The sequence below is a fragment of the Inquilinus sp. KBS0705 genome, from assembly GCA_005938025.2.
GTDB lineage: Bacteria > Bacteroidota > Bacteroidia > Sphingobacteriales > Sphingobacteriaceae > Mucilaginibacter.
In genome coordinates this window covers 611885-632425 of sequence record VCCI02000001.1, presented here as the reverse complement: position 1 = coordinate 632425, position 20541 = coordinate 611885, and the positions used below count along the sequence as shown (strand labels likewise).

Sequence of the window (20541 nt, the reverse complement as noted above, 5' to 3'; positions counted from 1 at the left end):
GTCTTTATTCTTTTGGTTCAACGGCACTGTTCTGATGGTCGTATCGGACTAAAATATCTTTCAGCATTTCTATCAGCCCGAAAAGCTTTTTGGCAAAGTCGAGTTCATTTTCCTTTTTTTCGGGCATTTTATCAAATGTGTAAATAACGGCAGGTTCATCTATGACCGGGGTCTCATTAAAGTGGTCGCTAATCATGCTGTCCAGTTCATCAGCGAAGCAATCCCTTGCGCTCCAGTAAAACCCCGTGTACATATCCGCACTAATGCGGTCGTCTTCGTCAGGATAAATCATATACGGCCTGGTACAATCGCTTATGGAAAGCTTGGGAAACTTTTGATAAAGGGCTAAAAATTCGACCCCTAAAAATTCCAGTTCCAGTTCCGCTTCGTCCCTGTGCTGAAATGCCGTGACCACTTTTTCCATACGGAGCAACAATTCCGGGTCGCTGATTTGGCGCAAAATCTTTGCGCCTGCCTGAAACATTTCGTACAGCGTATCTTCCTGTAGCTTGTGAAATTCCATTTCTTCGGCGTTATCTTCATCTAATTCGCCATCCGTCACCCAGTTGTACAGGCTATCATACTGGCTATTGATGTAAGTCCCGTTCTCGCTGTAAAATGGAATGCCTGCGATTTGGTACAGGTAAGCGAATATGACCGACAACAATTCGGTGATGCGCTGATGTTCCTGTGACTGCGACCATTCCCAGTACGCCCTGACAGGGATATAGAACAGGTCATAGCCCATTCCGTAGGTCTCTGCCACTGCCAACACGCAGGATTTGCCTTTATCCTGCACGACCATACAAGAGAGGTTCTTATCCTTCAACCCCAATTCCCTGTCCGCTTCCTGCCATGCCTCATAGATATTCCGGGGAAAACCTGTCCCCGTAGAAACGGGAACAGGCAGGTCATAATAAGCACAAAGATTGCCCAATGAAGCAAAGAACTCCCGCTGCATCTGCTGCGGGTTACCGCAGTAGCCCCAAACAGGCTTAAAGCTATGGTTCAGAAAACCATTTCGGTGAGGTTTAGGGGTGCGCTTTTGAGGGGGTTTTGCCTGACCTCGTCCGCATCGGGCAAGCGGTTTAAGACCTGTGCCAGTTTGCCGAATGATTGCTGTGTTTTCCATTGTGCTGATTGCTGATTAATTTTAACAATACGGTTCGTTTTCCTTTTCATCCTTTTGTTCCCATTGTGCTTTCAAAGCGGTATTGGACCTCGTCGTCCTTTATTTCGGGGCCGGTTATCTTGGCGTTGGTCAGGATGGCGTACATACCTGAATAAAAGTGCTGCACATCGGCGGGGGTGAATTCTACGCCGGGGTCGGCAAGGCGGATTTCCTGCCCGTTCTCTCTGTGCAGGAACACCCTTTTCAATTGATTGATTATCATGGTTTCTATCATTTAGTATTAATCTTCCTGTTGTAAACGCTCTAATACCTGCTGACGCTTGCGGAGTTCCGCACCTTTGGCGTCCAGTTCCGCAGCTTTATCGGGATATTCGGCAGCGTCAGGCAACTGGCTGATGGCTTCTTTATATTTCATTTGCCCGTTCAATTCCTTTACCTGCTGCATGACCTCCTCATAGCGTTTTTTCTTTTCCGCTTTGGCTTCCTTGTCATCGGCAGCGACAGTAAAGAGGTTAGTGTTTTCTTCGGGATTATCTTCACCCGCTGCATCATCCGCACCGTTTGTTGCTGCCTTGTCCTTTTCAGGTTTAGCGGTTTTTTTGGCTTTTTCCAAAGCCGCCTGGTAGCTTTCGAGGTTGGCGATAAAAGCGGTAGTTTGTTTTACAGGTTCTTTTATCCCGCTGAAAAACTGCTCGTCCAGTTCCGTTGCCGTTCCCTTGAATAACAAGGGTGGCAGTTGGTTAGTACCGGTGATTTTCGGGTCGTTGGGCGACATCAGTAAAGACACGGTAAGGTTACCGTTTACCGCTGAATTGATGTTTAAGTGCAGGTTGCCATTGATTTGCATGCCCGCTAAAAGTTCAAAAAAATTCGTTTTCATATTAGCTGATTTATGGGTGAAAAAATAGTTCGACGGCTGTTGTAAATTTCGGGTCGGTGTGTTTGCACTGTTCCACATAGGTGGTGAGGCAATGCACGAGAAAGCACGCGCCGTAGCCATCGAAAAGCTGGTCGGCAAACAGGCTGCTGCTGCGTTCGATGTTGCGACCATACTTCAATATTTTGAGGTGGGCATCTTTGGAGAGTTCCACCCACAAACCGAAGCTGATTAGCGGGTTGTTCCAAACGGCCTGTACCTCTTCGGTATGGTTTACGATGTACACGCACATTTCCGAAGTATATTCCAAAAATGGCGGTATCTCCTGCAAGAGCAGGGCGTGCAGCAGCCTTGCTTTCTGCACGTTATTTAATGCGGTTAATGGTTGCATCATTTTCAAGTTATAGGGGGATTGCTCCCCCTTTTTTTATTTAATCATGTTCAATGCATCTGCGCCGGCACGGGCAAAATCCCTGCACAGGTCGAAAGCGACCTGTCCCCTTGTTTTCGCCGTTCCGTCCATGATCGATTTAAATTTGGCTTCACCGTCCTTAAACTTCCTGACGTTCTGATAATAGCCGGTTATGGCATTATATGCACCGAACAGCGTCCCTGCGGTCGTTTCCATTTGCTGCGTGGCGTTACCCATCGCATATTCAAAGGCGTTATCGACAATGTTGGTGTAGGTCGTCGATAGCCTGTCGTCCAACCCGAGTTCGAGATTGGTCAGTACTTCCTTATTTGGCGCCATCGCCACTTGTATCAGCTTCTTTACCTCTTTATCGGTAATGCGCACGTTTGACCAGTGATTAAAAAGTTCTTCCAAATCAACCGACAGGCTGCCTGCGATACCCATAAGGGTGTGCGCCTGTTTCAGGCGGTCGTTGGCAGAGGCGGTGTGCCGTATCTTAATAGCATTACTATGGTTGCGCATTGCAGCGTTGAGCGTATTATTGCATACGATACGAACAGGTGTAAATGCGGCGGTGATGCTGCCGAAGCCATCGTGTGAAGTCGTCAGGAACAGGTATTGCTCAATTAAATCCTGGCTGCCGACCTTAATATAGCCGGGCAGCTTTGCGGTGATGAAAATCCGCTCACCATTCCCCAATGCGCCTGCGGTCTCGTATAAAATACCCTCGCCGCCGCCGACAATGGCATCGAAAAATTCAAATGCGTTTGCATTCTGCACCACCTCATAATCTTTACCCACTACCCCTAACACCTGCTCTGTGTCGGTGCGTATGGTAGCGAAGTAATCAGGTACGCTAATGCCGGGTATCAGCAAATCGGTTTCCGGGTCGCCCGTATTGTTTTCCGTGTCGTAAGTAAACAAAGGGCGTTTTTCCACAAAATAGTCCAGCCCTGCGTAACGTATCGCCTCTGCGCTTGTGGGGTATTGTTCTACGATTTGACCCAATCCGTGCCACGCTTTTTCTTTCACACTGAAAAAACTGTGTTGCTGATTAGCTTCATTATAATTGATGTGATGTGTCATGATATTTTTTTTAGAGATTAATTTATTGAATACTGTAAATTGAATTGCCTGCCTCTTAAAAAGGCAGGTCGTCGTTATCCGCTCCTTTTTTCTCATCGTTGTAAACCGTCTCGCTTTTAGCCGATTTGCCGTCCTGTCTTTCGAGGCCCGTAGCAGAGGCTCCGCCTAAGAATTTGACGTTCGACACGTTGAGCGTTACGGTGCTTTGTGCTTCACCGTCCTTGTTAATCCACGCCCTTGAACCGATGCGGCCAAATAATTCGACGAGTAAGCCTTTTTTCAGGTATTCAGCGATAGCGGCATTTATCCAGTAAGCGCAATCCACGTAGGTGGTTACCCTTACTGTATCCCCGTTCGAGCGGTAGCTGTCATTGATGGCGATATTGAAATTCACCACTTTTTTGTCCCCTTTGACCGTGCTTACTTTAGCGTCTGCGGTCAATCTTCCTGTTAACTGTTCCATTTCATTTTTTTTTAATGATTAATAAATTTTGTTCGCTTCCCTTTTTTGCCGCCTGCCCCTTAAAGCTGTTTTCAAAAGAAAAAACGGAAAAAAAGAAAGCAAAGACAGGCTGCCCGCTTAACGCCAAAAGGAAACGGAATAAGTGCCGCAGGCTGGGGCGGTGGAGTGAAACGGAACCGGCACATTATGCCGTAGTCTTTTGGTTGCCATGCGCGGTCTTTATGCAGCGGGCAAGACCTTAGCTGCCTTTTTATCCGTTTCCGGCGAAAACAGCAGCAGGCCGTAACCCGTCCCCTGTTATTTGAATTTCAGTAGCAGCCTAATTACCTCACAGTTGAATGGACCATGCAAATGCAGGAATGCAGGCGCGCGCAGTTTCCCCCTGGCGAAACGCGGGGGAACAAGGCGCCGGAACGATGCTTTTGCGGGAGTAAAGCGGAGGGACGGTGATCTTGAGCACGCGAAAGTTCGGCAGCCCGGGGTCCTTGTGGTACCCGTTAGTGATAGCAGCGGCATCCCCGGGACGGGATCCAGCGAATAGCACGGGGCGAAGCCAACGGCGAGAACAGGATGACCTCGCCTGAACTGATCAGCCCAGTTATTTGTGTTAAGAGCGAACGGGGAAATCGAAGCCGTATTTAACCAGGTACCTATTGATCATAACGGGTAAATCCAATCTCCTTATCCTTTCAAAATCCTGAGGTGGCTAATTCATGAGCCCGGAAGACAAATGATTAAAAAACCAATCATCATTCAAACCGTTTAATAGCTAAGCGATCATTTAGAGATAACGAAGGTTTACCCCTGCAAAGCTGCTTACTTTCGCTGAAGAGCGGCAGTGACAGCGGCAAATCAATAACCGCCCGAACAACATTATAATCAATTCAACCATGGAGACGAAAGAAACGATCGTATGGGTCAGCGCCCTTTCCGGCATGGCAGGCGTGCTGATCTCCCAACTGATGACCGGCCTGTTTGGCTACATTAGCGACCGGCGTAAACAAAACCATGAACGGCAGGCCCTGTACCGGGGTAAAATGGTGGAGACCGGCGAGAACTTTTACTTCATGAGCGGTGAACTGATGGCGATGATCAAAAAGAACATCGCCTACTGGAAGAACCGGTTGGATCACCGGAGCGAGGGATCGCTTGCTTTTATGAAACTGGAGATGGAACGTCTTGATGCTTACCAGTCCCGCCTGCAGCAGGAAAACTGGAAATATAACCTTGTCGGCATTTACTATGATATCCCCTACGACTTCGCGGCGATGCTGGAGGACAACAGGCGTTCCCATGAATTATACCTGGAGGTACTCGATCTTTCCGAACTCTTCAGAAGCACCCTACCCCAGGAAAGGGAGGACCTTTTGGCGGATTATGATAAGACGCTTGCGGAACTCTGCAGCCATTACCAGCGGATCTATGACCGTATGCAAGGGAACATGGCTGCCGTCAGCGCCGCTCTCCGCGGAGACTTCCGCCCTAGTCCATGACCAAAATTGGCGCTTGGACCGATGTCCCCAGTCCGGCATTGAGTTGCTTTATGAAATAGATACAGGCGTCAGGCACGAATCTTTCATCATTCTGGTGCATGAAAAACCAGAGTGACCGCAGCCCCTGGTCAGCCCAAATTTTTATTCTTTCTACCCATTCATCCATCCGTTTATAGTCACTATCGACCAGGTTATTACCAACGAACCGGATGAAAGCATCTGTAGTCGTCAGGTCCATGTGTACACAATCCCTGCGGCCGGAAGTATCAGCGATCACCGTACCCATATTCAGGGAAGATAATAGCTGAAGGAAGTCTTTGCGATAGTTTTTATCGGCGTACCAGTCCTTGTGCCGTACCTCTACGCTGACGCTGATCGCCGGGTCGAGGGCTTCGAGATAAGCTTTTAAATTCGGGAAACTTTTCGGGGAGAAGTTGTCACCAAGCTGCAACAGCAAAGGACCCAAATGATCGCCAAAACCTTTCAAACTTTGGTAAAATGATGTTGTTTGCTCCCCCGCATTTGCCAAACGCCTGATATGGGTGATCTGCTGCGGGAACTTGGGGCAAAATTTAAACGAGGGTGAGGTTTCGACCTGCGCGGTCCACTGGCTGATCTCATCTGCGCTATAAAACCTGTAGAATGTCGGGCCAAACTCGACTGCATTGAAATTTTGGCTGTAAATACCCAGGAATTTATTATCCGGCAATTGTTTCGGATAGATCCGGCCTCTCCAGGTTTTTTCACCCCATTTTGATGCCCCTACAAAGACACTCAGGCCGCCGCCGGTTCTTTTCTCCTTCAATGTTTCAATAGTTGTTTTCGTATCCGCGGGTAAGCTGAAATCAACATTTTCTAACGGATCATTAACGTGGCCAAATTGCATGTAAGCAAAATAAGAAGTTATTTGGTGAACTGTTGCATGAAAAGTTCAAAAGCGGAAAATGGTAAAGACTTTCATTCACTAAGAAAAGTATATTTTTCGCTCGAATGCGGAAATCAGGTCTAAAATCGCGGGGTAACCTTTCATATTTTTGTTTCATCATAGAAATAATTGGGGTATATTGTAAAGTTTTAGGTTGGGCGTCGGACAAATTTTGTTGACGAAATTCATGTCTGATGGCTAAAAACTTTTATCCTGTTTCACCAAATTCGACCTTAGTTATCCACCCAAACCGATATCAGTTGAGAAAGAACAAAGACCTGGTTCAAGTAACAATCATCCTCATGCTTATTTTTACCTCATGTTATTGGGATCGGAAGTCTCAGGTACTTGCTGTGAGAAATATGACTATCGATACAGTGTTCGTAGTGAAAACGCTATCCGCTAAAATGACAGACAGTATATTGTTTAATGCTGATTACGATGTTGACTATTTTATGCCAAGAACCGATAATCTAATTTACGTACCAAAGATCGCCCATGAAAAAGGAGAAAAATCAAATCACCTGTACGTATACTTCTTTAAAGCAATGGCTGTGCGGGAAGGTATCAAAAGTCAAAAAATGAAAGGGCTTTTTAATCATTCATTTATAAAATTCGTGCAAATAAATCTTGAAAAAATAAAGAATCCAGTGGATACCATTGTTTTAAAATAAAATATATCGTTTTGAGATACATTATACAAATCCTAATAGTACCACTATCATGAAATTTCAAAAGGTTATTACCTGCCAGGTTGCAATGCAATTAGCGGAGGTTGAAGAGAAAATTACTGACTACTTAAAAAAGAATAAATATCGCATCACCGATAGAGCTGCTGATTATATCATATTCACAGAAGATGAGTTCAGCGATGGAAACAATTCCGGGTCGGATTATGTTACAAGACCAGGAGAGGGTAAATTTGAATTTCATTCGGTTACGGATACTGAGACAATTCTTAAATTAATTTATCTTACTTCAATTACCTATCCCGTTTCCATAATGATAGGAATATCAGTTTACGGTATATATACAGAATTACTTACCCCTATCCTCTTATCACCTATCTTTACCATTCCGATTATAGTAAGAGTATTGTTGATAAAAGGCAATGTGTTCAGGGAAGTTTTGAATGTATGATGTTATTGATGGTGTTTCAAATAGATTAAATAAGCAAAGTAACAATTAGCTGAACAACTTTACCAAATTGGAAAATCACAATCCCTCATTCACTTTCACCTTAGCATATGCAGCGCATACCGTGAATTGCGAGGTAATCATGCAAGCCGATGCCTACGACATTCTGTTCGACGGCCGCTGGATGGCGAGTATTGCCCATACGGAAGAATGGACATGGATGCAAGCCTCCGGGGTCATATTGCCGGATGCTATCATTGAGGAGATCGGCTCCAGGGTAGAGAGTGAATACAAATAAACCTGACGAATAAAGCGTACAATTATGCCTGAGATACCTGATTTAAATATATTCAGAAAGAACCTTGCTAAAAAGCTAATCGGGAGAATCCTGAGCAAAATCAACGTGATCATCACCCGAAGACTCAAGGATCCCGAAACCGCCATAATGGAAGCGCTGGAAGGCCAGCTTTTGACCGGTATAGAGCGTACTGGCAAGGAGCTGCACTTTATTTTTCAAAACGGCCATGTGTTAAGTATTCACCTGATGCTGCACGGCACCATGTACTGGTATGAAAATATAAATGAGAACCGTTTCACGATAGCGGAATTGCTGTTTGCTGACGGTATCGGTCTGGCCGTGACCGACTGGCAAAAAGCGGTAATTTTAACGCTCGACCCCGATCCTGCGACGATTCCCGATGCGATGGATATGCCCTCCGGTTACCTGGAGACGGCTTTAATAAAAAATTCCCGCCCTGTCAAAACCGTATTGACTGACGGAAAAACTGTCAGGGGGATCGGGAACGCGTATGTGGATGAGATCCTTTACGAAGCGAAAATATCACCTTTTTCAAAAGCCAATAAAATACCGAAAGATAAGATCGCCGTGCTTACCAGGGCAATTGAAACGGTTCTTATCCATGCAGAAAATCATATTAAGCAGCATTTCCCTGATACGATCACAGAAAAAGAAAGGGATTTTCTGCAGGTGCACCGCCCGAAACAGACCGTAACGCTGGCCGGTGAAACTATACTTAAAGCCGATATCGATAAACGCAAAACCTATTACACAGCAGACCAGGTATTATATGAATAATCGTGAATCTGCATAACTCTAAAAGTAAAAAAAACAGTTCAGTAAAGCTCAATACTTCCTTTAACACGGATATTTGAATTACCATGTATGTTTAAGGGATAATGGCTTGAGTATTCAACATAACTATAATCGACATATTTGACTATTCTTTCGTTTTTGCTATTCCAAAAGTTCTTGTCATAACTAAAGGACATAACAGGTAGATAGATTATCCCCTTAAAACCATAGGTAACCTTTCCGTGATCTTGTAAACAAGAACAAAATTCACCATTAATAGGCGTTGCATAAACGCTCACGACTATCTGCTCTCTCTTCCGTGTCCACTTCTTTCTAAAGCCTTGAATCTTAATTCTGTCAGTCCGGATTATTGAAAGTAGATTTTTAACTTGAGACTTATAATTGTCGTCAAAATCAAAATTTGTCGCCGTGGAAGACGTAAATATATCTACCATGCCTTTTGTTTTGCATCTTTCCAAGATATCTTTTGAATATTCTTCAGTATACAGCGGAAAAACCTCAAAAGCATTTTTTTTTGCTACAGAGTCTTGAAGCGTTATCCAATAGTAATACTCTTTGAGTTTGGCGTCTTTATGCGCTACTTCAAAAGTGAAAACTACATATTTTTTAACCAGATTTGTGTCTGGTTGTGCTTTTACCACGTGGCAGGTAAATAATACTAACAGTATTATTAATTTAATTTTTTTATTGAACATGAGCTTTATTCCATATTTCGTCAACTTCTGAACCGATAAGTGTACCAGGCGGATAATCCATTAACCCGTTTGTGGATCGAGGAAAGTTATCGCCCAGTTGAAAGGTGTGTCCTATTTCGTGCGCCAATCCTATTTCTGGTGCGCGTGATGAAAGTGCCGTATAAATTCCATTACTTAAACCTTGATCACCTCCAGCGGATCTTGTGGTAACTACAGCCGCCAGCGCTATTACTGTATTTCCACTATAGTCTTTCTCACCTGTACTTAATCCATTATCCGTCGCAATCTTCCTTATATCAGATATTGATCCTCCGTCAGTGTTTGATGTCTCTAAACCAATGACATTGAATTTGAATTTAACCGTTTCTCCGGCTGAATTTTTAGCCCCCTTTCCGTCGCTTCCAACCTTTTGCTCAGCTCGCAGACGGTTGCGTTCCTCTCCACCGTCTTTAGCCGGCTCGAAGAGTTTGTATAAACAAGCAGTTTAAAGTACGCTGGTTACTGCATCAAGTACCAAATTGCATACATCAATCCGGAACTTATCAATTCTTATAAGTGCCAACCCCTCTTGCTTAAGCAGTTCCATTTTCATGAGGTCTTTTTCTCCTAAGATGAGCGATTTTAAATTACCCTCGTCAATATCTCCGGCCTCATACAGTTGTGTCCATTCCTGTATTTTCCCTTCCAAGCCATTTATAATCGCGTGTCCATCCTGTATCGCATCATTGAGGTGGTCGGACAGGTTCTTCTTAGCCAGGTCAACGACACTGTTCTTAAGAGAGTTCAAGAGGGCTGGTATATCTATTGGCATAATTGTGTGTTATAAGCGTATTTTTGCCGCTTCCAGGGCAATGATCTTGTCGAAACCTTCGCGTACCTGTTGCTGCTTAATGGGTATATATTTTACTTTCAATATGCGTTTGGCTTTCCATTCCTTAATAAAGCCGCCAAATGAATTGCCACTGGTGTCGCTCAGGGTTTGCCATTGTTCTGTCGTTTGGGTGTTTTTTGGCCGGTGCAGCTCGTACTCCACCATTTTATTGATGCTGAGCATAACGGCCTTTGCCTCCGACTCGTGCAGGGAATAGTCTTCGGTTGCTTCGCCCATAACGCTTAACGCCTCCACCTTCAAGGAAGTTGTCTGCGTATATGAGTATTGGTCAAAGGGGGATATGAGCGGGGTACATCCTGCTATGAGCAGTAATCCAACTACTATCCGCATAAATACCGTTTTATTCTTTTGCATGTTCAACTAATATAACCAGTTTTAATAACAAATTCGGCATGCCCTGTAACCAAGCTTGATAGCTTGCTTTTTTGTCACCTTGCTAATTTCGTGCGTGCAGCGTGAAAGGCCTCTGCATTCGTAAGAATGATACGCATACGCCGAACTGCTATTGCAGATCAGCACGTATTCAACTTTGGGCTTTGCACGCTGTGCCTGGGAGGGAATAATTCCGCCTGTTACTGATACAAGCAGCAGCAGTATAAACAATACTTTTTTCATGAAGGGTATAGGTTGGTACTGCAAGATACAGATTTCCCATACTATCAACACTACCTATGCAAACTGAAAATAAATTGATACTTTAGTTCACCAAACTCGAGATCAATCACAATTAGTACACGCCATGAGCAAGGTTCTTTATACTGTAGCAGTAGATACCAATGGCATGCTGATAAAGGCCAATGATGCAGAAAAGGCTATCCCATACTTTTGCCCTGTTTGCAAGTCTGAACTGATACTCCGAAAAAGTGGCAGTACACTAAAAGGAGCCAAACGTCCGCATTTTGCGCACCGCACACTAACGCCAAACTGTACTCCCGAAACTGCCTTGCATTACTGTTTTAAGATGCTCCTTGCGGATAAATTGCAACAACACATAGTCGACCAACAATCACTAACGATTGCCTGGCATTGCAACTATTGTGATGAACCTCATTCGGGGAACCTATTAAAGAAAATCACCGGCCTAAAGGTTGAACATAATTTGGTCGTATGCCAACCGGATATAGCGTTGTTTGATAAAGAAAACAAGGTGTTTGCTGTAATAGAAGTCGTAGTTAGTCATAAACCTGAACAATCCGCTTTGGACTATTACAAACGCAATAACATCATTATGATTCAAATCAATTTGTCATCAGATATCGATATAGATAATATAGACAGCAAAATAGCGAACCCAAATCGTATCACGACCTGCGTTAACCCCCCGTGTACGGTATGTGGGTATGCCAAGCAAAAGACTCTTTTGGGGATCTATTCAGGGCAATGCTCGTATTGCAACTCTCCCATGAAAGTTGCGAGAATTAACCGGCCAACACATAGTGGAATATCAAGGGAGCCGGGAACATTTACTCCTAATGAGTTAGCAATTGCTAAAGAAAACGGGGTAGTTATAAATTTCAATACCGCGGCATACACAAAGACCAAATTTCTAAACAACCAGTGTGGTGCCTGTGGCGAGTTTACCTGGGGAACGAAAATGCACTTTGATTTTATCGCATTGCCTTATGACTATGTGGAAATTGTAACGGGTCACCACTGCAATCATTGTTATGAGGTTTCTAATGGATTTAACGACCCCAATATAGAAAAACTGCTATGAAGATTATTCTAGAAATAGACTATGGCGATAAATCCTATAAACAGGTTGAATCCCTTTTAGGCGAGATTTTAGATGAATTTATGGTGTTATTTCCATTAGGGCCAAGGCTAGGTCATAAGGACATCTTGGTTGTTTTATCCGACATTGATGGACCAATTGCATATTCCAGGAAGTTGCCTGTTAAATATGAGATTGGGATAACTCCTACAGAATATTATCCTCTTCAGATAACATACCAATTTGCACATGAATTGTGTCACGTGTTCATTGATCCAAGATTGACCAATTGGTTGATAGAATCATTTTGTGAATGCATGTCACTGGTAGCCTTAGAGAAGTTAGCCATAACTCGACAATCTAATAACCCTGATTGGGCCGAGAAATACTTTCAATACATCAACACAACAAAAAAGAGGCACCTAAAATCCTTAGGCTTAACAGAAAATCAAATAGAAACTAATAACTATTCCAGTTACAATAAATCCTTAACAACCCCTTATAACAGGGGAGTAAACTTTATCAATGCATGGAAGATTTTTAATTTATATAAGGTAACACCGACAGTACTTAATTTGGTTTCATATTTACATTATAGTAAGAATATAGAGACACTTGGAGAAAACGTGTTCATAGAAGAAATTCATCCCAATCTTAGCAAATTTGAGAACAATATACCCTATGAACTCTTACAAATCTGGGCTGACTTAAAAGAGAATATTATTTAATACATAGTGCTGCCTTTAATATGGAATTACTAAAAATCAAATTCAAAGTTATTACTAAGCTAAACCTTCTGCTCCTTTTACTTTTTCTTTCGGCAACTGCAAGTCGTCCCACAATCAAAGCAGTCGGTCGTATTGATGTTGGCGGGGAATTACATCATCAACCCGCGATCCGTGACAGTTGTACCGTGGACACCAAATGATGCACCCAGCCGTTGGTAATCCCAACCATTGCAATTGCGAAGCTGTAGTATCTTTCCCTTTATACTCTGTGTTTCGTGATCAAAAGGATAATTGCCAAGAAAGTCAATAATTACCGGGTGGAGTGTATCTGCGGTTGGCTTCTATTATTTTCCCAGTTTGTTATGCAGTCGGTTGATCCACCAATAATCATGGCAACATCTGCTGCATCCGGTGGGTACAACCCGCTTCTTTCTAATTTGGTGACAAATGTAGCAATGCAGGGTGGAAGATCCTTTTATGCTAGTTTTTTTATTATCTTGGGGTATCGAAGAAAACTGCACGCAACAGTGTCTATTCATTACTTAATTAAATTCCAATGATCTTAACTACCACCACCTTCGACCTGAGCCGTGCTGACGGGTCAAAGCTTTACATAGCGATAGAGCCGGTGTACTATGATGACGAAGGTCAATCGCGCCATGCTGCTGTTTATCGGTTACGAGCGACCCGGCGTGAAGACATTGCCGGTGAATCTAGCGCGGACAACCCGGGGAATACTACGGAGATCGGCACGTTCGCCCATAAAGAAGGGGACCCGCATGAATGGGCCTATATCGGCGATTTCCTGACCGAAGATGAACAGGACCAGGTGGCCATGCACATCCAAAGCCACGGGGCTGGCCTGACCGCTGAACAGAACGATAGTTTTTACGTGCAGGCCTATTCCAATGGCGGTATGAATAGTTTTGAAGTTACGACTGTTGGAAGAAATTTCACCGTTTACTATGACGGCAGAATCATTGCAGAACTGCAGCGTGATGACGAATGGCAGCAAGTTTCCGGGCAGCCTTTAGCGGATGATGTATTCGTATCCATCAAGCAGGCGATCGATGCCAAATTTTATTCAGGAGGTCAGTAGTTCGCAGGTATAGGGCAAGTCGTAGAAAACCTGAAGTATTTTTCAAAGCACTTGCATTTACTAATTTAATTAGTAATATTTGTTGTATGGATGACCCAAAGCTATTTGATATTGACCTTAATGGACAGGCCGCCCGGGTCTCTGCCCATAAGATCAGGTCCGCCAGGGTATTCCATATCGCTTTTACCGTCGGCCGCCCTGCGCTTAATATTACGATCGCTGAAAACGCGGATGGCATCAAATTCTGGACCTCTGTCCCGGAGGGCCGCCAGGAAGAAGCGGAACTTGCAGGCAAGGTTATCGCTTCGTATATTCGTAACTACCGGAGGAATCAGTTATGTGTTACTACAACGGACAAAAAATCACCCGTGCCGAGTTTATTCGGTTAAAGGGCATCGAGAAAGCCATGAGGAATTACAATTTTCTGAATGTTGGTGTTCACAACGGTTTCAATTATGCGCCCTGCGCGATATTAGTGGCTTCAGCGGATGGTAAAGATTTCGATATCGTACAGGCGGAATGGGGCTATGTTCCTGGGTTTGTGAAAACACGTTCAGAAGCCAATATCTTCCGTGCAAAATACACCACCCTGAATTTTAAATCTGAAAACCTTTTTTCTAAAGAAGACGGCAAAAGTTCCATGTGGTCTTCCGCGGCGAAGAACCGTCGTTGCCTGGTGCTTTCGACAGGTATTGTTGAAAGCCGTCACATACCAAAAATCGGGAAGAAAGGTCAGCAGCTAAAAGAGACCATCAAATACCCGTATTATATAACTGTAAAAGGCCGGGAATATTTTTTCATGCCAGGCCTGTATAATGAATGGTTGGACCCGGAGACAAGTCAGTTTGTAAACACGGTCGCAATAGGCATTACCGAAGCGAATTCCCTGATGCGCCAGATCCACAATTCTAAATTGCGGATGCCTACCATTTTAACAGAAGACCTGGCTTTTGAATGGCTGCTGGAAAAGCCCGATAAGGATCGTTTAAGCATCATCGCCAGGACACAGATACCGTCCCGACTGCTCGAATTTTGTACGGTTGACCCGGATTACCGGACAGCCGGAGAAGTAAGACCACGTGATTTCCAGGACTTATCTCGGATAGATACTACTTACCTGGACTTTACCGAGGAACTGCCATTCAACCACTGGCCGGATGATTTAGAATCCGTATTAGCCGGTGCGGAAAGAGGTACCGGGACCATGATTGAAAGTACCGCAAGAACCAATTACCCGCCAGGCATGAACCTGCAAGGCGACCTTTTTAAATAATTGTAAGGCGGAGATTTAAACAATTGAATATAATACGCTTTAATAAGTATTACAGATCGCCATTGATGTCTATTTGAAATTCCTGCCCTTGTGCAGGTAATTGGCTGATTCCTGATCGAGTGATTTGAGCGGTTTATCCATCGGAATGAAGGGAGCGGCTTTTTCGTCTGCTCTGGATAATGTCAGGACCGGCTGTTTTTCATTACGGATCGTTGTAAGATCGCCTAATAATTTGGTGATATCAAAGATCCGCCTTACGATAATATGCGTCACCTCTGTACGTTCCACTACACCTTCCACCATCAGTAAACGCGCATGTAATATCTCCTTTCGGTACTTGTCGAACAATTTTGGGAACACGACCAGGTTTGTGGTGCCGGTCTCGTCTTCCAGCGTAATAAAGCAAACGCCTTTCGCGGTACCGGGCCGCTGCCGGATCAGGATCAGTCCGGCAGTTTTTATGATCGTCTTATTTTCCGTTGCATTCGCATACCTGGCCGTTCTGATGTGCAACAATTCCAATGTGTGCCGGATAAAGCTGAGCGGATGGCCTTTAATCGATAATCCGGTGGTCGCATAGTCTTGTACCACGTGTTCGGATAAGCGCAGTTCGGGCAAATTAGCCTCGGGTTCGTAGACACTTTCCGATGGCTGCCCCTGCATCAGCTCAACGGGCCGGTCATGCAAAGCGGCCACTTCCCAGAGTGCGCGCCGGCGGTCCAGGTCCATCGAGCGGAAAGCGTCAGCGTTAGCGAGCCGTTCCATGGTGGCCACGCTTACACCGGCGTCACAGATCTCGTGTGGCGCCGCGTAAGGCCTGGTTCGGCCAGCGATCAATTTCTCCATCTCCTCCTGACGGATGCCACCGATCTCCCTGAAACCTAACCGCAAAGCAAAATATTGCCCCTGCTTCGCTTCCAGCGTATTATCCCATTGTGAGCGGTTGACGTCGATGGGCAACATTTTTACGCCATGCTCGCGCGCATTCCGGACGATCTGTGCAGGCTGGTAAAAACCCATGGGCTGGCTGTTCAGCAATGCGGCGGCAAACACTTCCGGGTAGTAGAATTTCAGCCAGCAGGACACATAAACCAATAAAGCAAAGCTGGCGGCGTGGCTTTCGGGGAACCCATAGCTGCCGAAACCTTCGAGCTGCTTAAAGATGCGGCGCGCATATTCTTCCGTATAGCCGCGCGAGGTCATCCCGTTGATCAGCTTTTGCTCGAATTTACTGACCAAACCATTAAATTTAAAGGTGGCCATCGTTCGGCGGAGCAGATCTGCCTCCCCCGGGGTAAACCCTGCGGCTACGATAGCCAGTTCCATCGCTTGTTCCTGGAAAAGCGGCACGCCAAGCGTACGTTCAAGGATTGAACGGATCTCTTCAGATGGATAGTCGACCGCTTCCTCCCCGTTCCTGCGCCTGATATACGGGTGTACCATATCACCTTGTATCGGCCCGGGACGGACAATCGCCACTTCAATGACCAGGTCGTAGAAACAGGTCGGTTTCATGCGTGGCAGCATGGACATCTGCGCGCGGCTTTCGATCTGGAATACGCCAAGCGTATCGGCGGCAGTGATCATTTCGTAAACTTTGGGATCGTCCTGCGGGATATTAGCCAGTGTTAAGGTGATCCCGTAATGACTTTGCACCAGGTCAAATGCCTTTCTTATGCAGGTCAGCATCCCCAGCGCCAGGATATCCACTTTCATAAAACCGAGCGTATCAATATCATCCTTGTTCCATTCGATGTTCGTACGGTTCTCCATGCGGGCGTGGAAGATCGGACAAAGGTCGCTCAGCTTGCCGTCGGTGATCACAAAGCCGCCGGTATGCTGCCCCAGCTGGCGCGGGAAGCCGATCAGCAGGGAAGTGAGTTCGATCACCTTCAGCAGGTGCGGGTCTTTGTGATTAAGCCCTAAAGCACCGACCTGCTCCGCTGTAATCTCTTCGTCAGAAAGCTCCCCATAGGCATCAGATAATTGTTTGACCACATCCACCGATAATCCCATCGCACGACCAACATCATTGACCGCGCCTTTATAATGCAGCATAAATACCGTGGGCAGGATTGCGGCGCGGTCACGGCCAAAGCGGTTATACACATACTGGATCACTTCCTCGCGCCGCTCATGCTCGAAATCCACATCGATATCGGGCGGTTCATTTCGTTCTTTTGACAGGAAACGGGCGAAGAGCAGATTGGATTTGTCCGGCGCCACTGAGGTAATGCCCAATACAAAACAGACAGCGGAGTTTGCTGCCGAACCACGTCCCTGGCAAAGGATGTGCTGATCGCGTGCCCACCGCACATAATCTTCTACGGTCAAAAAATAATCAGGGACATCCAGTTCAGCGATGATCTCCAACTCATCTTCGATCGCCTTTTTCACTTTTTGGGGTATATTATCACCGTAAAAGCGGTTCCCGCCTTTCCATGCCAGGAATTCCAGTTGCTGCATCGGCGTCCGGCCTTCCGGCGTCAGTTCGCTTGGGTATTTATACTTCAGGGATCTCAGGTCGAACCGGCAGGCATCTGCGATCTTCCGGGTGTTTTGGATCGCTTCGGAGTAATTCCGAAACAGGCGGTCCATCTCCCCTTTTTCCTTCAGATGACGTTCAGCGTTTTGGTGTAGCCTGTAACCCGCATTAAAAATGGTGCACTTTTCCCGTATACAGGTCAGGACGTCCTGTAACTCCCTTCTGGACACGTGGTGATAATGAACGTCATTTGTCGCCACAAGCGGAACATTCAACTCGGCAAGAAGAAAAAGGCGCTTGGCATCGTCGCCGGTGTAATATCTGGTTGCTGCCATATACAGATCAGGCAGGTTTTTCTGGTAATCGGCAACATGTTGTTTAAATACCAGCTCGAATTCGAAATCCTGGGTGAGCTTATCGGGCGGCACGATGACAAAGCAGCTGCCTTCTGCATACTGATAAACATCTTTTTTACTGATGTAGCATTTTTCCTTTTCCGCGCGGAGGTTGCCGAGCGTGAGCAAGGCGGAGAGGCGGCCATACGCTTCCTTATCAGTTGGGTATGCCAGTAAGCTGGGCCCGTCGAGCAGGTCAAGACGCACGCCCGGTATCAGCCGGATCTCCCGGTACTTCGCGACCTGGTACGCGCGCACCACACCGGCAAAAGTATTCCGGTCTGTAATGCCGACCGCATCATAGCCCAGGTCGGCGGCCCGGTCGACCAGTTCTTCCGGGTGGCTGCCGCCGCGCCGGAAGCTAAAATTGCTTGTGACCTGTAATTCGACGTAACTCATGCGAAAAACCCGTGTAAGTACCAGTGCTGGTTGTTTTCGGCATCATAGTGCCCGGACCGGAAAAGCCAGTAACGGCGCCCGGCTTCATCTTCAGCGATATAGTAATCGCGGTGTTCACCGGGTTCGAGCCACCATTCCCGCTCGATCCGCTCCGGACCGTCGGCACCTACGATGACATGCCGCTCCCCTCTCCAGATGAATAATTTTGGCGGGTAGTCGGGGGTCAGCGCCATTGCTTCTACACGTTCCGGCTGATCGAGCAGCTGCATCGGGCGCGGCTTATCTGTGCGCCACCCGGTTTCGGGTACTTTTTTTATAGCGGTATCAGGTTTCGGCGTGCGCTCCGGCCAGTAGTGCTCGCCCGGCAGGTAACGATGGATATGGGTGTTACCGATGCGTCCGGCAAGGCGGTCAAGTAATTCGGCGACTTCCTCGCTTTCCGCACCGCCCGTTGAAGACCAAAGCTCACTTTGCTTATCGCTGACAGGCTCCGTCTTTAACGCGTCAAGGACGAATAACTCTATGCCCATGCCCGGCGCAATGGTATCAAGTTTAATAAAGAACAGCTTAAAGATATGCTGGACACGATTGCTGGGATGGTTCGTGCCGATGGTGATATTGCCGTTTTTACCATCAACCCGGTACCAGGTCAGGGTAGCGGAACGAAGGCCAAGCCCTTCGCTGCAGAGCCGTTTACATAATCTTTCCAACAGGTCGTTCAGCGCAATTTCAATTGCCGGCCTTGTTTTGATGGGTTCCATGGATTCCAGCCTTTCACTGTAGGGCACCGGTTCTTTAAGCGGGAACAGGTATTCGGCTTCCTGCCCAAGCGCCTGGTGTAAGCGCAAGACCATGTTCTTACCAAAACGCCTCCTTAATACCGAATCCGGCATATAGATAAAACTGCTGACCTCGTGTAGCCCGAGGTTCCTCAGCTTCAGCAACAGGTCCGTTGGTAACCGGAGCGCGGAGGGTGGCAAGGGCATCAATGCAGTACGGTGCGCCGCCGGGGCCACGATGAGGCCGGAAGCCGCGCAGCGGGCCACGCCCCATGCCGCGCCGATCGTATCGGCAATTGCCGGGCGAACATCATACCCTATGGTTCTTAAGCGGGAGACGATCTCGCGCAGGTAAGCTTCTTCACCGCCCTTAAGGTGTGTACAGCCGGTTATATCCAGCAGCAGCCCGTCGGGCGGGTCAAGCTGTACCAGCGGCGTATACCGCAGGAACCATTCGGCCAGGCCGGTCAGTAGTTTGATATTTCTGCCGGGCTTGCCGTCAAATACCTGCAGGCCCGGGGCGATCACCCGTGCATCGGCGACGGTCATTCCTTCCGTAACACCGTAATTTTCCGCTTCATCGGTCAGCGCCGTGATCAGCATCCGCCCATGGTCCGGCCCGGCAATGACATAAGCCTTCCCTTTCAGCCCGGGATGGCGTATCGCCTTTTGGTCTGTGAGCAAATGCCGGAACCATATGGATGCATAGCGTTTAGGCATAAAGGCGGGCTGCTTTTGTGATTGGAGATGCGATCATCACCCGGAAATCCTGTCTTTTCCATTCTACGGTCCAGCTTCCAGGCTTGCCGTTCCGCACCTTAAGCAATTCTACCTGCCAGCGTGGGTAACCAACGCCAGGCATGCCCGGCCTGAGCTGGCTGCGCACAGGACGGATCTGCCAGCGGGCGACGCAGGCCGTCGTATTGGCTTTTTTGACATCCTTTCGCAGTATGAACCCCGTCGTATGGCTTTTTTCTACAGCCAGTTGCAAACGCTGGGATGCTGTAAAGCTAAGTTCCTTCGTCTCGCAGATCACCGTGGCGACACCTTCACATTTTAAGGCCTCCTCGGTTACCCAAAGCACATCTTTTTGAAGCGGCACATCCACGAAGATTACCCTGTCCGGGTCAACGCCGAATAGTTTCATTGCCGGCGGGTAGATACGGCGGGTATAGCTGATCCAAAGACAGGCCCCGCCCAGTTTCAATATTTTTTGTACGAGGCCGGTGATAAAGGCACCGGTAGCCGCCGTATCTTCCGGGCTTTGGCTAATGAATTCGTGTATCGCACCGGTCGGAAAAACGCTATCAGGAAAAGCGTGTGCGATCGGCCCAAGCCCAAGATCGTGATTCATCCCCTGCTGCCCTGGCCGGAAGCCTTCCCATTGGAGCATATCCTGCCGGAGTTGACTAATGATTTGTTCTTTAGTTGTTTGCATGATAC

The 20541-nt window shown here is 46.7% G+C and carries 23 protein-coding genes; 9 read left to right on the top strand and 14 right to left on the bottom strand.

The genetic code is table 11. The annotated features are described in order from the left end of the window. Positions 1–4: 4 nt before the first annotated feature. The 6 genes from FFF34_002895 to FFF34_002870 form a co-directional block, all read right to left on the bottom strand. Positions 5–772: a hypothetical protein gene (locus FFF34_002895; GenBank protein TSD66366.1), complete on the bottom strand. Its 768-nt coding sequence runs from the start codon at positions 770–772 to the stop codon at positions 5–7. A gap of 406 nt (positions 773–1178) precedes the next feature. Next, positions 1179–1406, bottom strand: coding sequence for a PRTRC system protein C (locus FFF34_002890; GenBank protein ID TSD66365.1), 228 nt, complete (start codon positions 1404–1406; stop codon positions 1179–1181). A gap of 6 nt (positions 1407–1412) precedes the next feature. Beyond that, positions 1413–2012: a hypothetical protein gene (locus FFF34_002885; protein ID TSD66364.1), complete on the bottom strand. Its 600-nt coding sequence runs from the start codon at positions 2010–2012 to the stop codon at positions 1413–1415. A 10-nt stretch (positions 2013–2022) separates the two neighbouring features. Further along, the gene (locus FFF34_002880; protein ID TSD66363.1) at positions 2023–2403 is read right to left on the bottom strand and encodes a hypothetical protein; all 381 of its coding nucleotides are present in this window, start codon (positions 2401–2403) and stop codon (positions 2023–2025) included. Positions 2404–2436: 33 nt separating this feature from the next. Further along, a complete protein-coding gene (locus FFF34_002875) occupies positions 2437–3507 on the bottom strand; it encodes a DUF945 domain-containing protein (GenBank protein TSD66362.1) in 1071 nt (356 codons plus the stop codon). A 55-nt stretch (positions 3508–3562) separates the two neighbouring features. After that, on the bottom strand, positions 3563–3970 hold the full coding sequence (locus FFF34_002870) for a single-stranded DNA-binding protein (protein TSD66361.1): 408 nt from the start codon (positions 3968–3970) through the stop codon (positions 3563–3565). Positions 3971–4860: 890 nt separating this feature from the next. On the opposite strand from FFF34_002870, the gene FFF34_002865 reads away from it, so the two are divergent. Next, the gene (locus FFF34_002865; protein TSD66360.1) at positions 4861–5463 is read left to right on the top strand and encodes a hypothetical protein; all 603 of its coding nucleotides are present in this window, start codon (positions 4861–4863) and stop codon (positions 5461–5463) included. Here FFF34_002865 and FFF34_002860 read toward each other — a convergent pair. After that, entirely contained in the window at positions 5453–6349 is an 897-nt protein-coding gene (locus tag FFF34_002860; GenBank protein ID TSD66359.1) for a DUF72 domain-containing protein, read from the bottom strand. The genes FFF34_002865 and FFF34_002860 overlap by 11 nt on opposite strands. 233 nt (positions 6350–6582) lie before the next feature. Between FFF34_002860 and FFF34_002855 the strand changes: the two genes are divergently transcribed. From FFF34_002855 to FFF34_002845, 3 genes are all read left to right on the top strand, one after another. Further along, positions 6583–7062, top strand: a complete 480-nt coding sequence (locus FFF34_002855) for a hypothetical protein (GenBank protein ID TSD66358.1) — start codon at positions 6583–6585, stop codon at positions 7060–7062. Between the two features lie 49 nt (positions 7063–7111). Further along, the gene (locus tag FFF34_002850) at positions 7112–7528 is read left to right on the top strand and encodes a hypothetical protein (protein ID TSD66357.1); all 417 of its coding nucleotides are present in this window, start codon (positions 7112–7114) and stop codon (positions 7526–7528) included. A gap of 319 nt (positions 7529–7847) precedes the next feature. After that, on the top strand, positions 7848–8621 hold the full coding sequence (locus FFF34_002845) for an Fpg/Nei family DNA glycosylase (GenBank protein ID TSD66356.1): 774 nt from the start codon (positions 7848–7850) through the stop codon (positions 8619–8621). 38 nt (positions 8622–8659) lie between these two features. Here the strand turns inward: FFF34_002845 and FFF34_002840 are convergent, their stop codons facing one another. The 4 genes from FFF34_002840 to FFF34_002825 all read right to left on the bottom strand — a co-directional run bounded on the left by FFF34_002840 (position 8660) and on the right by FFF34_002825 (position 10841). Then, positions 8660–9280: a hypothetical protein gene (locus FFF34_002840; GenBank protein ID TSD66355.1), complete on the bottom strand. Its 621-nt coding sequence runs from the start codon at positions 9278–9280 to the stop codon at positions 8660–8662. 538 nt (positions 9281–9818) lie between these two features. Further along, complete coding sequence (locus tag FFF34_002835) at positions 9819–10121, bottom strand: hypothetical protein (protein TSD66354.1); 303 nt, start codon at positions 10119–10121, stop codon at positions 9819–9821. Between the two features lie 33 nt (positions 10122–10154). Then, a complete protein-coding gene (locus FFF34_002830) occupies positions 10155–10580 on the bottom strand; it encodes a hypothetical protein (protein ID TSD66353.1) in 426 nt (141 codons plus the stop codon). Between the two features lie 21 nt (positions 10581–10601). Further along, positions 10602–10841, bottom strand: a complete 240-nt coding sequence (locus FFF34_002825) for a hypothetical protein (GenBank protein TSD66352.1) — start codon at positions 10839–10841, stop codon at positions 10602–10604. A gap of 124 nt (positions 10842–10965) precedes the next feature. On the opposite strand from FFF34_002825, the gene FFF34_002820 reads away from it, so the two are divergent. The 5 genes from FFF34_002820 to FFF34_002800 all read left to right on the top strand — a co-directional run bounded on the left by FFF34_002820 (position 10966) and on the right by FFF34_002800 (position 15040). After that, positions 10966–11943: a hypothetical protein gene (locus tag FFF34_002820; GenBank protein TSD66351.1), complete on the top strand. Its 978-nt coding sequence runs from the start codon at positions 10966–10968 to the stop codon at positions 11941–11943. Further along, a complete protein-coding gene (locus tag FFF34_002815; GenBank protein TSD66350.1) occupies positions 11940–12668 on the top strand; it encodes a hypothetical protein in 729 nt (242 codons plus the stop codon). The genes FFF34_002820 and FFF34_002815 overlap by 4 nt, the downstream gene beginning before the upstream one ends. Before the next feature lie 556 nt (positions 12669–13224). Further along, positions 13225–13767 carry a hypothetical protein gene (locus tag FFF34_002810; protein ID TSD66349.1) on the top strand — a complete coding sequence of 181 codons (543 nt, stop codon included), beginning with the start codon at positions 13225–13227 and terminating at the stop codon, positions 13765–13767. A gap of 86 nt (positions 13768–13853) precedes the next feature. Further along, complete coding sequence (locus FFF34_002805; GenBank protein ID TSD66348.1) at positions 13854–14156, top strand: hypothetical protein; 303 nt, start codon at positions 13854–13856, stop codon at positions 14154–14156. Further along, a complete protein-coding gene (locus FFF34_002800) occupies positions 14105–15040 on the top strand; it encodes an SOS response-associated peptidase (protein ID TSD66347.1) in 936 nt (311 codons plus the stop codon). The genes FFF34_002805 and FFF34_002800 overlap by 52 nt, the downstream gene beginning before the upstream one ends. A gap of 69 nt (positions 15041–15109) precedes the next feature. Here the strand turns inward: FFF34_002800 and dnaE are convergent, their stop codons facing one another. The 3 genes from dnaE to FFF34_002785 are packed head-to-tail and all read right to left on the bottom strand — an operon-like array spanning position 15110 to position 20536. After that, positions 15110–18319, bottom strand: a complete 3210-nt coding sequence (dnaE, locus tag FFF34_002795; protein ID TSD66346.1) for a DNA polymerase III subunit alpha — start codon at positions 18317–18319, stop codon at positions 15110–15112. After that, positions 18316–19818, bottom strand: a complete 1503-nt coding sequence (locus FFF34_002790) for a DNA polymerase Y family protein (protein ID TSD66345.1) — start codon at positions 19816–19818, stop codon at positions 18316–18318. The genes dnaE and FFF34_002790 overlap by 4 nt, the downstream gene beginning before the upstream one ends. After that, positions 19811–20536: an Error-prone repair protein ImuA gene (locus FFF34_002785; protein TSD66344.1), complete on the bottom strand. Its 726-nt coding sequence runs from the start codon at positions 20534–20536 to the stop codon at positions 19811–19813. The genes FFF34_002790 and FFF34_002785 overlap by 8 nt, the downstream gene beginning before the upstream one ends. Between the last annotated feature and the right edge of the window lie 5 nt (positions 20537–20541).